The 16204-nt window shown below is 59.5% G+C and carries 12 protein-coding genes; 1 reads left to right on the top strand and 11 read right to left on the bottom strand.

What is annotated here, in order from left to right:
• Positions 1 to 595: 595 nt before the first annotated feature.
• The 11 genes from H1204_RS43785 to H1204_RS43735 all read right to left on the bottom strand — a co-directional run bounded on the left by H1204_RS43785 (position 596) and on the right by H1204_RS43735 (position 13561).
• The gene (locus H1204_RS43785) at positions 596 to 1642 is read right to left on the bottom strand and encodes a porin (protein ID WP_180735236.1); all 1047 of its coding nucleotides are present in this window, start codon (positions 1640 to 1642) and stop codon (positions 596 to 598) included.
• Between the two features lie 349 nt (positions 1643 to 1991).
• The gene (locus H1204_RS43780; protein WP_180735235.1) at positions 1992 to 3527 is read right to left on the bottom strand and encodes an AMP-binding protein; all 1536 of its coding nucleotides are present in this window, start codon (positions 3525 to 3527) and stop codon (positions 1992 to 1994) included.
• A gap of 47 nt (positions 3528 to 3574) precedes the next feature.
• The gene (locus tag H1204_RS43775; protein ID WP_180735234.1) at positions 3575 to 5035 is read right to left on the bottom strand and encodes an aldehyde dehydrogenase family protein; all 1461 of its coding nucleotides are present in this window, start codon (positions 5033 to 5035) and stop codon (positions 3575 to 3577) included.
• A 45-nt stretch (positions 5036 to 5080) separates the two neighbouring features.
• The gene (locus H1204_RS43770; protein WP_180735233.1) at positions 5081 to 6190 is read right to left on the bottom strand and encodes an NAD(P)-dependent alcohol dehydrogenase; all 1110 of its coding nucleotides are present in this window, start codon (positions 6188 to 6190) and stop codon (positions 5081 to 5083) included.
• Between the two features lie 152 nt (positions 6191 to 6342).
• Positions 6343 to 8865: a pyruvate, phosphate dikinase gene (locus H1204_RS43765; protein WP_180735232.1), complete on the bottom strand. Its 2523-nt coding sequence runs from the start codon at positions 8863 to 8865 to the stop codon at positions 6343 to 6345.
• 2 nt (positions 8866 to 8867) lie between these two features.
• Entirely contained in the window at positions 8868 to 9443 is a 576-nt protein-coding gene (locus H1204_RS43760) for a hypothetical protein (RefSeq protein ID WP_180735231.1), read from the bottom strand.
• Positions 9444 to 9510: 67 nt separating this feature from the next.
• Positions 9511 to 10929, bottom strand: a complete 1419-nt coding sequence (locus H1204_RS43755; protein WP_180735230.1) for a hypothetical protein — start codon at positions 10927 to 10929, stop codon at positions 9511 to 9513.
• A 29-nt stretch (positions 10930 to 10958) separates the two neighbouring features.
• Positions 10959 to 11369, bottom strand: a complete 411-nt coding sequence (locus tag H1204_RS43750) for a PEP-utilizing enzyme (RefSeq protein WP_180735229.1) — start codon at positions 11367 to 11369, stop codon at positions 10959 to 10961.
• 178 nt (positions 11370 to 11547) lie between these two features.
• On the bottom strand, positions 11548 to 12252 hold the full coding sequence (locus tag H1204_RS43745) for an HAD hydrolase-like protein (protein WP_180735228.1): 705 nt from the start codon (positions 12250 to 12252) through the stop codon (positions 11548 to 11550).
• A gap of 2 nt (positions 12253 to 12254) precedes the next feature.
• Positions 12255 to 13256, bottom strand: a complete 1002-nt coding sequence (locus H1204_RS43740; RefSeq protein WP_180735227.1) for a hypothetical protein — start codon at positions 13254 to 13256, stop codon at positions 12255 to 12257.
• 56 nt (positions 13257 to 13312) lie between these two features.
• Positions 13313 to 13561, bottom strand: coding sequence for a hypothetical protein (locus tag H1204_RS43735; RefSeq protein WP_180735226.1), 249 nt, complete (start codon positions 13559 to 13561; stop codon positions 13313 to 13315).
• Between the two features lie 382 nt (positions 13562 to 13943).
• Here H1204_RS43735 and H1204_RS43730 point away from each other — a divergent pair, with 382 nt between their 5' ends.
• A complete protein-coding gene (locus H1204_RS43730) occupies positions 13944 to 16184 on the top strand; it encodes a helix-turn-helix domain-containing protein (RefSeq protein ID WP_180735225.1) in 2241 nt (746 codons plus the stop codon).
• The last annotated feature ends 20 nt before the right edge of the window (positions 16185 to 16204 follow it).

Raw genomic sequence — 16204 nt, 5'->3', positions numbered from 1 at the left:
TACGACTGAGGGTCGCAACCAAGCGCCCTCAGACGAAGAGCCTTCAACAAGCGCCATTCGTCTGGCTGTAGGCATCTGATGATGAACTCAGAGGTGGTCACGGCCAAACCTCGCGCGAAGATGCTTTGGGGATCAGTTGCGATGTAGGGCCGACGTTCAACTCGCTTGCTGACCGTATTGGTGAGCGTCTCTTTGTGGCCGACTAGTGCCTCACGCGGCTGCCCAAAACCGAACCTGAACCTAAACTTACGTTCAGCGTTCTCGCTCGCAGACGATCGGACACGTGTCGAGGCACGTGTCCGACGGTTCCGGATGCCGTCCCCAGACGACAGAGCGGCCCCGGTTATGGTAAAGACCATCCAACACGAGACTACGTATGTGCTGTGTAGCCAATCATCAAGGGCAACTATGTGACGAAGTCTCCAAATACTCGCGGATATCCAAAGAGATTTCTCTTTCGGCATTTTCGAAATGATCTCCTCACAATTTCGCTACAAAAGCGTAAATCGTGGTCTTCCGCATCGAGTTTTAGCATCCCGATTTATAGCTCGCGAGCACAGAAGACTGTCGAATACAGACACATGCCCCCCCGAATTCAGAAGGTATGGCGTATTCCGATGTTGACTGCTGTGGTCGTCGCACCAGTCGGCACCGCGAATGACGTCGGCGCCAACACCGCAAGATTTGTCTGAAACGCGCCCTGATTATGTGCTACACCCACCTGCGAATACACAACGGATCTCTTCGATAGAGCGTACTCAGCGCCGAAGGCGAACATCCTCGACTTGTTCTCGCTCATTCCTTTGTTGACGGCGTAGTAGAAGCCGCCGTTGAGGGTGACCGCGGGCGTCACCGAATAGACGGCACCTACTCCAAACACACTCACGTTGGATAATGGCGCGTTTGATGATGGGTTGAGGTAGTTGACCCAGTCAATCTTGGCGAGCACTGGACCAATTGCATAGCCCAGCCCTGCCGTTTTTCCTATCGCGACGGTCTGGCCCGTCTCCGGATCGGCATGCGTATAGTAGGCCGCATTCGCGAGGATGGGCCCTTGGCTGAAAGACAACGAAGCCGACATGCTGCGACCGTTCTTTGTCGATCCAGGAACGCCTCCGACAGCATACTCAACCGCGCCAGTAAAGCCATACAGCTTCGGTGTCGTATAGACGATGGCATTGCTGTCGAATATACCAGTAATGCCGAACTGCTGGAAATACTGTACGAGCTGGCTGCCAAATTGCGGCATGCCACGCGGATCGCCATCTGTCACCGTCAGGAAGAAAGGCGAAAACTGGAGCCCCATCTTGACCTCACCAAACGGACCCGAGACGCCGACCGTAGCGGCTCGTCCGAAGATACCTCCGTTTGAGTCACCCAACGCCCCTGTGCCCGTAGAGAAGCCACCTTGAAGATTGAAATTGATAGCGTAACCTCCGCCGATATCCTCCCTGCCACGCAGCCCGTAAATGGAAGGCAACCACGCGCCATCGACAAAACTGAAGCCACTGTGTCCATCCGAGGCAGTCTTGTTCTGGTAAAGCAGTCCCGAGTCCAGGATGCCATAGATGGTTACACTGCTTTGTGCCGTCGCCGTCGCACTCAGTCCGAGCAGGATTCCTGCGCACAGAAACCGTTTCATGCTTGTCTCCTGATTTTTTATGCACACGCCTTTGGAGCGATGTGTCGTTTCGTCACCAGATGTCCGGACACGCTAACGCGCATCGCATTGACGCATCCGTGACGTGACGATAAGCAGGCCTGACAGCAGGGAATAGGTCACACGGAGATAAATCGCCATCCCGGTTTCTATCCGCTCGCGTGTGCGATCTTTGGCGAGCGACTTTGCTCCACCAGGGATTGCACAAGTAAAGCGTGGACAGGAGGCACTACGCATAAAAAAAAGCCGCGACCACACCGGTCGCGGCAATCCCTCGGAGATACGCACTGACGCTTTTGATCGGGGGTACGGTCAGGGCGATTCTGTCGACCTACGATGTTTGATTGTGCGGCAACGCCTTTGCGCGGAGCTCGCGTCGCAGTATCTTTCCGGAACTGGTCTTGGGAAGGTCGTCCACGACCTCAATCAGACGTGGCACCTTGTAGGCTGCCAGTCGTTGACGGCAGAAGTCGAGAACGTCTTCAGGATGGAGGTCAGCGCCGTTCCTGCATACGACGAAGGCCTTCGCCAGCTCGCCTTTCATTTCGTCCGGAACGCCCACCACGGCCGCCATCGCAACCGACGGATGCTCGCAGAGCACGCGCTCGAGTTCGGCCGGATAGATGTTGAAGCCCCCCGTAATGACCATGTCCTTCAGACGGTCCACTATGAAAATGAACCCCTCCTCGTCCACACAGGCAAGATCACCCGTGTGCAGCCAGCCGTCAGTATCAATGGTTTCCGCTGTCGCCTCAGGCCGGCCGAAGTAACCCATCATCGTGACGGGCCCCCTTATCTGGAGTTCGCCTATCTCCCCTGCCGTGACGGCTACCGACGGATGCTCCAATGATCCAATTCGCGCGCTCAGGAAAGGCAAGGGAACCCCTATGGAGCCGTGCTTCTTTGGACCATACAGCGGATGCGTGGTGCCAAGACCTCCGAGTTCAGTCATGCCCCACAGCTCAAGCAAGGGCGCACCCAACCGGCTTTCAACCTCCTTCATCCTGTATGGCGACATCGTCTGACCACCAACCGTACAGCGCGTCAGGGTGGAGACATCATAGTCGTGAAGTTCGGGTAAATTCAGGAGGTACATGTACATCGTGGGCACACCTTCGAACATCGTCGCCCGGCAAGCCTCGATGCTTGCAAGTATCACTTTGGCATCGAACACGGCGTGAAGTACGAGCGTCATGCCGCACGCAATCGCGCTGTTCATGACGATATTGCCATACACATGGGAGCACGGCAGTGCGCTGACCACCGTATCGTGCTCGGTGCGCACATGGAGCGTCGAAGTCATCGCGGTGTTCAAAAGAATCGAGCGATGGGACAGCATCGCGCCCTTCGGATGACCCGTCGTTCCGGACGTATAGCCGATGGTGCTCAGATCGTCGGGCGCAATACCCTCCACGGGATAGGTGCCCTTATCATCCCCCGCAAGAAGATCGTCGAAGCTTTCGATTGTCGCACCCGTCCCACTGAAAGATATCAGCCTGATACGGTCGCGTCCAAGCGTGTCACGCAGTGGAACCAGCTTGTCTAGCGCGCCGAGCACCGCAACGGCTTTGCAGTCATTCACCGCGTAGGCCGCCTCAGACGGCGTCAGCATCAGGTTCAGCGGGTTGACAACGGCACCCAGTTTCAGGATCGCATAGTAGGCGATGATCCACTGGGCGCAGTTTGGCGAATAGAGCGAGACGACCGAACCCTTCCCGACGCCTCGCTCCCGGAGCGCGCTCGCCACAATGGACGAGAAGTTGTCCAGCTGACGGAACGACCAGTGTTTCCCGTCAGCGATGAGAGCAGTCTTGTCACCGAACCTGCGTGCCGAATCTTTAACAAGTGCCCCGATTGACTGCTCCATTTTATCCTCCGGTTGGTCTCTTCTCTCGCGAACGCGGCAAGCTGTAACTACGCAGCAGAAGCCAGTGGACGCTCCATGATCGTCTGCAGGTTGCAGTACTCGGACAGTCCGTGCAGTGAATTTTCGATGCCCATACCCGACTGCTTGTGCCCACCAAACGCAATGTCCGGGCCGAACACGTGAATCTGGTTGATCCAGACAGTGCCCGCCTCGAGCCGGCGCGCCACAGCCTGCGCCTTCTCGACATCCGCAGACCAGACAGAAGCAGCGAGCCCATACTCCGTATCATTGGCACGGCGCACCGCGTCGTCGATATCCCTGAACTTCAGGATGGGCAGCACGGGACCGAACGCCTCCTCGACGACACAGCGTGAATCGTCAGGCGGGTTGTCGATCAAGGTGATAGGAATGAAGAAGCCTTTCGTGTCTGCAGGGACACCTCCCAGCAGGACCCGATGCTGTTCGGCAACGCAGTCCTGCAGCAGATTGCACACCTTCTCGTACTGCATCCTGTTCTGCAGGGGCCCCAGTTGGGTATCGACCAGCAGCCCGTTGTCAACCTGGACTGTTCGCGCGTAGTCGACGAGCGCTGCGACCAGGCGATCGTAGATGTCTTCGTGAACGTAAAGACGCTTCGTCGCAACGCAGAACTGTGAGCTGTTCTGGAAGCTCGCCCAGAACAGGTCCTTCGCGATGGCATCCGGATCAACATCCGGGAGGACGATGGCCGGGTCATTGCCGCCGAGCTCAAGCGTCAGGCGTTTGAGGTTCGACGCGGCGCTCTGCATCACCCGTTTGCCCGTAGCGGTAGACCCGGTGAACGCAATCTTTCCAATTCCTGGGTGCTCCGTCATCCACTGACCCAGCTCGTTGCCGCCCGAAACGACATTGAGAACACCCGGCGGGAGCACGTTTTGTGCGAGTTCACCGAACCACAGCGTACACAGCGGGGTGTACGGCGAAGGTTTCAGGACCATCGTGTTGCCCGCCATGAGCGCGGGGGCGATCTTCCACACCGCGAGCAACAGCGGAAAATTCCACGGCGTGATGCCGCCAATTACGCCGATCGGCGTGTAGCGGGTGACTACCCGGTTTTCGCCGTCATCGCGAACAACCTCCTCTGGCAGCGACTGCTTTGCTATCTCGCGCAGCCAATAGATCGAGCCTCCGATCTCCCACTCCGCGCCTGCACGGGGCTTGCCCTGCTCGGTCGTCAAAAGCGTCAGGAACGCCTCGTAGTTTTTCTCGATCTGGTCGGCGAGGCCCTCCAGGGCCTTCCGTCGTTCACTGATGGTCGTATCGCGCCACGTCAGAAACGCTGCGCTCGCCGCGTCGACCGCCTGGTCGAGATGCTGCAGGTTCCCAAGCGGAAAGCTCGCGATGGGTTGCTCCGTGGCCGGGTTGATGGCGACATCCGTGTTATCCGATGTGATCCGGCGTCCATTGATCGACATCGCATACTCGCGAACCGGGATATCGTTTCCCCACACCGCTCTTTCAATCTTCATTCCTGTCTCCGGGTATTGTTGATGCTGAAAGGCGCCGAGAGGAAGCTATTCCATGTGCAGGACAGCCTTGATAGCATGGCCCTCTTCGGTCTCCGCGACCGCCTTGTTAATTTCGTCGAAGCGGTAGTGCGTCATGATCTTTTCGACGGGGAAACGCCCCTGCTGATGCAGTTCGATGAGCCGACCGATGAAAATGCCCGGCACGCTGTCGCCCTCGATGATCCCGCGCAGCGTCCGGCCAAACAGGATGGACAGCATGTCCAGCGTGACCTCGGTACCGGCGGGAGGAAGTCCGATTGAACCGCAGACACCTCTGGCGTGAAGGCATTCGACTGCCTGCCGGAGCACCTGAGGTAGCGCTGTCGTTTCGAGCGAATAGTCGGCACCGCGGCCGCGTGTGACGGACTTCACGAACTCAACCGGGTTGTCCGCCTTTGCGTTGATGGCGTGCGTCGCGCCGAGCTTCAGTGCAAGGTCAAGCCGGGAGGGGTTGAGGTCCACAGCGACGATGGTCGTACACCCTGCCAGGTGCGCCGCCATCACAGCGGAGAGCCCGACGGAACCCGCACCAAAGACCACGATCGATGTGCCCGCGCGTGGATTGAGCGTGTTGAGCACGGCTCCCGCGCCCGTCTGTATCCCGCAGCCGAATGGGCCATAGAGCGGAAGCAGATCCAGCGAAACGGAATCCGGCACTTTCACGACGTTGCGTGAAGTCGCCAGTGCGTGAGTTGCAAATGAAGATTGCTGGAAGAAGTTCGCGCTGATATCGGTGCCGTTCTTTTTCACCGAGGCTGAGCCATCGAGCCGTCGCCCACTGAAATTGTTCGGCATCAGATGGTCACAATATGCCGGAGCACCCTCTTCGCAACTGGGACAATGGCCACACGAGTGGTACGACAACACCACGCGGTCCCCCTTCCTGAAGTGCGTCACATCCCGTCCGATGGCCTCGATAACACCTGCACCTTCATGTCCCAGCACAGCAGGCAGGGGAATGGGCACATACTGGTCCCGCACGACCAGGTCAGTGTGACAGACACCCGACCCCACGATCCGGACCAGAACTTCGTCAGGATGCGGCTCATCGAGACTGACCGTCTCGATGCTGAATTCCCCCGACTTCTCGTTGACGACAGCTGCCTTGATTTCCATGCTATTCCTCCGAATACGGGTGGGGCCTTGTGCCATTCATGCCGGGTTCCGGTAACGAAAATCCAGATTTTCGGTCATTTTCCAAGTAGTCCTTATATTGTTGGAAGAGATGCATCTCGTCGACGCATCTCCCCACACGATCTGCCGTCAGGTTACGTTTCCCTGCTTCCCGGACTGCCCAAAGTCGCAGCGTGTCCCAGGCACAGACGCAACGCCTCGATGCGCTCCGTCGGCACCGAGAAATGCCGGTAGCCCAGTCCATACAGCTCGTTAATCACTTCGGTCGCAGGTGACGCCCCCAGATCCACCACCACTCGCCAGCCGCGGTCCCACGCCGTCACCGCCAGTTGCGCCAGTGACTGCAACAGAAAGCCTTTCAGCGTTCTCAGCGGAGAACACGAAAAGTTGCCCGCTGCCTCATACCGGTCGATGACTTCAGCAGAGAACGACAGTTCATCTGGCCAGCCGTGAAACGTTCGCACCAGCTCCGGCAGGTCGACCCAGATATCCACGCCTTCAACGGATGAACCGGGCAGTTCCGAAAGCAGCGCGGCATTCTGGACGAGGACTGCCGGCTGGACGCCTGGAATGGCGTCGATTGCCTTTTTGAACGCGGCAATCTCCAGTACGTCCGATACGGCTGGCAGAACGACGGTCACAGATGGGTGTCCGACCTCCATCGCCGCCTTCGCGACACCTTTCGCCAGCGCTGTCATGAGGCGAGGGGCGCCGAGCGGCAACAGCAGTCCAGGATCGAGCGACGCCCAGCCGTCGACCATGTGCCGCGCCCTCGATCCGCTCAGCCTGGGCAACCGCAGTGCAACGGGATGCGCGAGAGACGCCTGCAAAAACGCCTCGCACGCGTCTAACAGGGCATGCTGGAAACGCTCTTCAACCTTCCCGACTGGCGCCGCCGCGTTTGTGCTGAGCGCCTGCACGGCTTCGATCAGTCCGGTCGCCTGCCCACCTGCGATCAGGAGGTCGACGACGGGGACGATTCCTACGCCCGCCGGGTGACGTTTGCAGATGGCGGTGAGTTCGCCCGTCATTCGCGCCGACGCCCACACTGAGGCGTTCGAGATTTCCTCGCCCCACTTCAGCAGGCGGTTGAGATAGGAATTGGATGCCCCCGTGTCGTCCAGTTCGATCGCGCCAATGTAGATACGGCCCGATTTCCCGTCGATGGACAGCTCCGCACCCTCATTGAACTCGCGACCCTCTACCTTGAAAGTGCGTGCGCCTTCGTCGATTTCCAACGCACCGCAACCCACGATGCAAGGCTTGTCCAGCGCGCGTGCGACGACGGCTGCGTGACTTGCCGAACCACCCCGGGCCGTCACGATGCCCTGCGAATGCAACATACCGCGCACATCAAGCGGGCTCGTCGTCGGCCGCACGAGAATCACGTTCTCACCGGCTGCCGCCCGCTCTACGGCCCGGTCGCTATCGAGCACGGCGATGCCCGTCGAGTGACCCGGTGAAGCGGCGATGCCCTCAATGAGCAGACTGCCGTTGGTGCTGGCAGCCTCGAGGCTCGCCGGCACGAAGCCCGGACGGACGAGTTGACGAAGTTGGTCGCCTGTTACACGACGCAACGCCGCCACACGATCAATGAGACCCTCGTCCGCCATCTCGACGGCGATGCGGACTGCGGCAGCGGCCGTGCGCTTTGCCGCACGTACCTGGAGCAGATGCAGCTTGCCGCGTTCTACCGTGAATTCGATATCGAGCGCATCTTCGTACAGGGCCTCCAGTTGCTCACCCACCATCCCGACTTCCTCTGCGATGCGGGCAACGCCGGGCGACGGATTGGCGAGAGAGTCCGGCGTCTTGGTGCCGGCTACCAGATCTTCACCCTGGTGACCAGCGAGGTATTCTCCGAACAGCCGTCGCTCACCTGTCATGGGGTCCCGTGTGAAGGCCACACCAGTGCCCGAATCCGCGTCGAGGTTGCCGAACACCATCGCCTGGATCACGACGGCCGTACCCAGATCATCGGAGATGCCGTGGTGCTTCCGGTAGGCTTTCGCCCGCGCTGAATGCCAGGATTCGAAGACAGCGGTGATCGCGCGCGTGAGCTGATCGCGTGGCGATGGTGAGGGCCGCTCGCCTGCTTCGGACTCGATTGCAGCGAGCAGTTCCGTTTCAACACCCGCAAACGTCTCGGCCACCGGCCGGTTCGACGCGGCAGTCGCTTCCTCGAACCTCGTGACGATCGATTCGGCATCGACACCAAGCACGGTGTCGGCATACATCGACCAGAACCGCAGCCACGTGTCGCCGACAAATGCGCGGTCGCCCGACGAAGCCGCAAACTCGGCGGCCGATCTCGCATCCAGTCCCAGGTTCAGGATGGTGTCCATCATGCCCGGCATGCTGATCTTCGCGCCCGACCTCACGGACAGGAGTAACGGTGTGCCACGTCCACAGAAAGCCTTGCCGGTGCGCTGCTCGAGCAGGTGAATGGCAGTGTCGATTTCATCGGTGAGCGACGCGGGGAGCTGTCCGCCGTTCTCATGAAATGCCTTGAAGGCATCCGTACTGATCACGACGGCGGGCGGCACAGGCAGCCCCATCTGCCGCATCCGCGCCAGCCCACTCGCCTTGCCGCCGAAGCGTGTCGTGTCGGACGGGTCGATGGTGTCGACATCCCATAGGTACTTGATCGCTGCCATGTTCAGTGCACATCCTCTACGGTTTCACGCGGGCGACCTACAACCGCGAGGATGTCCTCATGAAATTCAAACCAGATGTTGTGAATCGAGTCCGCGCGGGGATTCGTCACGAACGGCCTGTCGCCGAGGTCCACCTTTTCGATCGCCGTGGCAAACCGATCCGCATAGACGCCGTAACGGGGGATGTCGCTCTCGATCTTCCGCAACGCTGTGATCTGACGCCCGACGACCTTCATCAGCTGGGCCAGCACCCGCGCGTCACCGTCGGATGTCTGGAACTCGCTGACAAGCTTCAGAAACTGGCTGTTCAACGTCTCGAACCGCTCGTACCACTCCGTCACTGCCGCGCGCTTGGGCAGGTATATCTCACTGTAGTATTTGAGCACGGCGCGCCGCCCAGGCACGTCCAGCAGATATTCACCGCTCAGATCCATCGCCTGCCCGTTTTCGACCGCGGCGTTCAGGGCTTCCTGCACGTCCGCCTCCGGCAGTCGTACACACTCGACCAGTGCAGCGAAGTTCGCCATCTTCTTCAGGTACAACGCGTTGAGGACCAGGAATGCGGTTTCCGTCAACATTTAGGTATCTCCGGGTTATGCAGGCGGAGCGTGTAGCTGCTCCGCCGCGTGCTGTCAGATCGCGCCATCAGAGCCAGGCGTACTTCGAATGACGGATGTCCGCATGCTTCGAGAATGGCAGATAGCCCTGTCCCGAGAAGATCTTCTGAGGCACGACCGACTGCACGAAATTGCGCTTCGTGATCTCGTAGTAGTAGTTCGATACGCGCTGGTCCAGTTCCCAGAAATTCAGCTTCTCGTTGACGTGATCGTAGAGACCGGCCTTGCGCAGGTGAGGCAAGATCATGCCGACGTAGTAGCTGTAGATGCCGTTCGTACACAGCTCCCGCCGCGGCATCTTCAGGGTTTTCTTGTACAGCTTGAACGTCGCGTCCTTGATCCTGTCGAGGTGGGATTCAAGGTCCTTGATCGCAACGGGATAGACCTCGCCCATCGGCGTGTCCCAGGCTTCGCGAACAAACACGGCCGCGCCACAGATGGCTGGCACGTAGTTCTTGGGGACGGTAAAGGTCGTCGAGATATCGTTGACGCGGATTTCCTCGAGCCCAAGCTGCTCCGGGTCGATCACAAGCGCGAGCGTAAAGCAGTGCGGCAGGCCCTCGCAGACGTCGCTCCAGTGATAGACGTCCTCGTTCACGAACAGATCGCGGATGATCAGAATCTTGCCGTCCTTCAGTTCGTAGGGACCCGTATCGCCGAGCCCCAGCCGGCAGTCGTAGTGGTCAAAGAAGGCAAGCAGTTCGGCGGCCGCATTGAACGCAGTCAGCTGCTTGTAGGTGTCGGACTCGTTCTCGAAGTACTCGACTTCGCCCACGAGCCGGTCGATCAGCTCAGGCTCATGGATCTGGCAGCGGTAGCGGTCCTGCGAATTCAGGATGTACCCGTCCTGACGCTTGCCCCACAGCACGCGCTGTGCGAACTTCAGGATGGTGTTGCTCTCTTCGACGTACTCGTCGGGACCAATGGCTTCCAGCGCCAGGAGACCGCATCGCCCCATGCCAAACGCCACGGCACCCAGGCACCAGTCGTGCACACAGTTGATCTTGGTGCCGATTTCCTTACGTGCACTGGCGCCGATGTCCATCACACCCTGCGCACCGAGCTGGTCGGTAATGAGGCGCATGAACTCAGGGTAGCGATAGAACTCCTGCATGAACGCCAGAATCTCGTACTCCTGGCGCGGAATCATGCCCGACACGCCTTCCGTGGCGCGCATGACGAGCACGTCCCAGATATTCCACGCGAAGTAGTTGTTCAGGTCGTTCAGTTCGTCGATCGTGAACTCGGGCTTCAGCACATCCTCGCGCGTGACCTTCTCAAGCACACCCGTCTTCATGCGCGCCCGCATTTCGCGGTCACCCGCGATACCGTCCGGTACGGGGGGCAGGTCCGTGTAGTTGCCCGTGTAAAGCAGCGACTGGAAGCGCAGTCCGTCATCGTCCTTTTCGTAGCGCTTCTTGTAAGTGCTCTTTCGCAGCTGATCCATTGTCGTCTCCTTGATAGTTATCGGTCGGATTACACAACGACCTGCCCGACTTCGGCGTTCGCGCACTTCAGCGTCACCTGCTTGCCGCTGAGTTCCCTGACGATTTCGTCGAAATGCGCCTGGTCGGTGTTGCCGACTTCATACCGGGAGTCGCTGCCGCTCAGGTGCGCAGTCATGATGCAGGGGATCTGGAATTCTCGTGACAGAATGCCGAGATGCGACTCGGGCGCACCCGACATCGTGATCACACCGATGGCGCCCATCGAGAGCGCGGGCGCAAGGAAGGTCGTGGTGCCACCGCGTACGAGAAGGATGTGATCCTTGAGCTTGCCGCTTGTGATCAGCTTCACTACCGACTGGGGATCGTGCAGATAGATCACTGTCCCAGTCGGTTCCTTGTCCGTTTCGAACGCGTTAAAGCCTTCTGCAACTACGGTCATTGCTGTCTCCTGTTGACGGCACCATCGGTGCGCTTTAATCAAGTGTTGTCGTCACATCCAAACCACTGCCATCCGGTTTCAATCCTAGATAATCCTGCTTCCCTTCTCTTTATCGCTGACGGATAAAACGCATCATCTGCTTTAGGATATTTCTCATCCGATCGCCAGAATCGGCCCGTCAGCGATGTGCTGCGCGATCCTGGGAACTGCCTTCGCGAAAATGGATCAGCAGTTCCTCGGGCCAGACCGCGACGAATTCCGCACCCGCGCTTTCAAGCTGCGCGGGAGAGTGCATGCCCCACGACACACCTACAGCGCGTGCGCCCGCCGAAATGGCCGCCTTCACGTCGCCAATCGTGTCGGTGATCAACACGACATCGCCCGTATGGTTGCCGGCCGACTCGTCGTAGCCTGGCGTGCCCCGCCGTCCCAGTCCGTAACTCGGATCGCCCAGCACCTTCTGTATGGCCCGCTCCTTGTCGGGTTCGACATCACCAGAAAAGACGTGACCAAAGCACTGGGTAAGACTCGCGTCATCCAGCACATGGCGTATCGCACCCATCGCGTTCGACGAAACAACCGATAGCGGATATCGAGCGGCCAGGGATTGCACGACACTACGCATGCCGGGGATGACGGGCGGGCGATACTCGCTGAGCAGAAGGTCGAAGAAATAGTCCTTCACCTCCTTCGCCCTCGCGTCATCTCCACACTTCTCCCGAAGCCCCGCAAACAGGTTGCCTTCTGACAATGCGTAGAACGCCTCAGCGGAATTGATGCCCAGGTCAAAGCGCCGGTTCACCTTCTCAAACACGCGCCACGACGCCTCTCTGGTCTGCACGAGTGTTCCGTCGAGGTCAAACAGGATCATGCGCAGCGACACGGCTACCCCCTGTTATCGGAGACGGACGGAACCTGCTCGCTATTGAGCCGGGTCAGTGACGGAACCTCGAAGAAATCCATCACTTCGCCGTACCCGGTCTCGCCCTGACAGCGCCATGTCGTCAGCGTGTTGAACGCGACCATGTTGGGCCAGCATTGCCACGGGAATGTGGTCGTCGCATCGCCCTGAAGCTCCCAGGTCCGGTCCGCGCTATCCCTGACAGCCAGCTGGATGTGTTCGGGATACCGGTCGTGCATGCGAATCGTATTGCCGGTTCCCGCCTTCAGGCCATACACCTTTCCATCCTGCAGCACGTAGCCATGGCTGAGTGAGAGCGTCTTGCCCCCCTCGTTCTCGTCGAACGAAAAGATGGAATGCACTGCGAAGCGCTCCGAAAAGTGTGCGTGCAGCCAGCTCATGTTCGGCGCGCCGCGTTCGGGGCGCGGTCCCCAGCTGTGATCCATCGTCGACACGCAATCGATCTCGAACCGCTTTCCACGCAGCACGATGTATCCCGTCACGCGCCCGGTCTGGTCGAAATGGCCGTTGTAAGCGGTACCCCAGGCGAATTTACCCGCTTCCTTCTGGGCTGCGACGATGGGGTCCATTGCAGGATCGTGAATGTCGAACGGCTGCATCAGGGCCGAATACCTGACGCGGATCTCCGTCTGCTGACCGTCGTCATAGTCGATAGTCCAGACCATGTTCGGCTCCAGGCATTTGACGCTCAGGCCGTTGGCGAGGCGGTAGTCCAGCAGATTGCGCGGCTCCGGGATGGGTAGATGCGACTGCAGGTCGTTGTAATCGGCATGCCACGGCGTCATCGCGCGCCGCGAATTGATGCTGATTGTCGAGTTCACGATGCCCAGGTTTGGCCGGAACAGCGCATAGACGCCGACGTTGATGTTCGCTTCTGCAGAAAAGAAACCAAAGTAGTTGGTCTCGGCCCAGTTCGGTTTGTCTGCGTCTGCCGCGTGAAACTGTGCGTCCTCAGCCTTGATCATTGCCGCTCCGTCTGTTGAAAGTCGTTTGCCTTTGCCGGGAGACCGCTACCTGACGATCAGGCAGCGAGCCAGGCCGATGCATTCATCGTTGGCCGCGATGTGCTGGCCGGAAACAGGCGCCATGTTCCATCACCGTGCCGGAAAAAGCGCAGTTCGATCGAGTCCGTTGTGCTCATCAGCCGCACAACGACGCCGGTCTGACCGCCCAGCACGTTCTGGCGGAATCGCGTGACGCGAATATGGGCGCGTTGCGTTGGCGAGAACCACTTGTCGATGCCTTCCTGAAGTGAACAGCGTTTCATCATGCCTCTCCGCACCGCAGACCGCGCACCCGTCTCCTAAGGTCAGCCCGCCCCTTCGTTGCCCTCCCGGATTGCGGGAGTAAAGGCAACTCTGTCCGGAACGCGTTCTGCGACTGGCTGACCGTTGAGGAAATCATAGTCACACTCGGGCGTCGCTCGTATAGCCCGTGCAGGAGCAAGACGGGTTCCGTTTTATCCCTTAGAGATAAAAGACCGGCAAACTGCTGCCGCATTTATGTCTCAGGGATACCGCAAGGAGGCTCGTCCGGGAAAACGCTAATAGGACGCCTGCCGATCGTCGGCGATACAGGAATCTGTGGAGCCAACCACGTATTCGGTCGCGCTGCATCGCAACAAGACCCGTGAAACTCCGTGGAGCAATCGGATGAACACTTCGCACGACGACGCGGTCACCGCGACAGCCGAGGCGGTCGGGCCGCCGGCTTTCTCGCTTCAAACGGCGCTGGACACCCTCTCGGGCGCGGTGCTCGAGGGCACCGACTCCGTGACGAATCTTGCGCTGGATCTTGTACGGGCCAGCACGGGCGTCTCAACGTCCGCCGTGCTCAGACGGACACAGGGTGAGTGGGTTCCGCAGTCCGCACTGGGTAGTGAAAGCAGCCAGTACCTCGAGTCAGGTATTGAGGATCTCCTGAAGGATGACAGCAAACTGTCGTGCGGAAGCTACGGCTGCTTCGTTCCCCTGTCACCGGGCACCGAGGCGATCTTCCTCCCCGGGTTCGTCCCGACGGACGCTCAACTCGATCACCTGCGTCTCCTTGCTTCGGCTTTCACCCTGGCGTCGTCTGCAGCGAGCCGGGGACGGGCCGTCGTGGCTGCTCTCGACGAGATCAGCGGGTTGCAGAGCGTGGTGCGCGAAACACTCTCCGCACGCGAGCTCAACCAGGTGCTGTCCTGCGCGACCCACGAAACACTCCGCCTTCTTTCCTCCAACATCTGCGGCGTGTTTCTCAGGGAGGGCAACGAGGTCGTCATGCGAAGCTGCGTGGGTAACCTGCGCGTCGAGACTGCCCAGCTGCGCATGAAAAAGGGGCGCGGTGTGGCGGGTCGGGTATTCGAAACCGGCGAGGCCGTTCGTGTCGATGAATACATCCGAGACAACACGATCAGCCCGGACTACATGGATCTTGCCAGGCTGGAACATGCGTATTCCGCCCTCGCGGCCCCCCTCAAGGTACACGATGAAGTCGTCGGGGTGCTGGAAGTCTGGCGGCGCAGGAAATCCACATTCTCGGATCGCGACGTCAGACGAATCAAGGCGCTCGCCGACCTGGTGGCGATCGCCATTCACAACGCGAAACTCAATGAAACGCAGCAGCTAGCGGTCGAACAGCTTGCAACCGCTAACCGGCAGCTAAAGAACCAGAACAGTGCCTTTGGCCAGTCCGCTGAAATCCAGCAATCGATGATTGGCGCGATCCTGGCTGGCGAGGGCCTGGACGGAATCGCCCGGACGATCGGCCGTTACTCGGACGCCGATGTCGCCATCGTCACGGACGAAATGCAACCCATGACGACGTGTCCTGTCAGCCCGAAGATCGCCGCGTTACTACCCGCGATCGCTACGGTACTTCACAAACCTCATGATTCGCAATCCGACCGACGCGCACGCCTGGACGATGTCTGGATCCGCGCGCAGCCGATTGCAGTATCCGGAGAAAAAGTCGGATGGGCATGTATTGTCTCCAACACCGAGCCGGGAGAGATAGCGGACATGGCGCTAGGCTCAGGCGTCATGGCATGTGCGCTGAGCTATCTGGAGAGCCGCGCTGCGATGCTTGCCAGGGCCGAAGTGAGCAGCGAGATCCTCTGGGATCTGCTCGAGGGCGAACCCAAGGTCAGACTTGCCGCTGTTGCACGAGCGAAAGGGCTAAGAATCGAACTCAACGGACCTCACCGGATTCTTCATTGCTCGCTCGAACAGCTCGATGTGTTGGCGCATGCTGATGGATGGGATGCCGGTGCCGCCGAAAGAAGCAGGCGCATCGCGCTCGACTACTGCGCTCGCGGCCTCGAAACAGCCGGCTTGCGGCTCATGACCGTACGCGGAAACCTCGTCATTGCGCTCATTTCCGGAAAGACCAGCGAAGAGATCCGGCGCGTGCTGGACGCCATCCGGGAGAACCTCGCAGGCAGGGTTGCTGGATTCAGCCCGGTGTGGGGTGTCAGTTCCATCAGTGGCGGAAGTGGCGATTTCAGAGCCGCGCATCGCGAAGCCGCGATCGCCCTCCTCGCCGCCACGAAGTTCTGCGATGAGAAAGTCGCGATCTCCGATGAGCTTGGCGTATTGGGACTTCTTCTGTCCATCCGCCACGACAGCGACGTCGAAGGCCTCGTGGGCGCCATTCTTGGTGACGCCGTGGAATATGACAGGCGCCACAATCACGCACTCGCGAAAACACTACGTACATACTTTGACGCAGACTGCTCGCTACAATCCACCGCGTCTGCTCTTCATGTACATCAGAAAACTGTCCGTTACCGGCTCAACCAGTTTGAACAGCTCAGCGGGATGGACCTGCGCAAGCACGAAAACAGGATGATGGTGGACATCGCGTTACGGATGCAGATGATTCGGCGTGAGTCGGCGGAACTTCCCAGCTGATTCCCAAGCTCCGGAGAATT

The sequence above is a fragment of the Paraburkholderia sp. PGU19 genome, from assembly GCF_013426915.1.
GTDB lineage: Bacteria > Pseudomonadota > Gammaproteobacteria > Burkholderiales > Burkholderiaceae > Paraburkholderia.
This window is presented reverse-complemented; position numbering and strand designations above follow the sequence as displayed.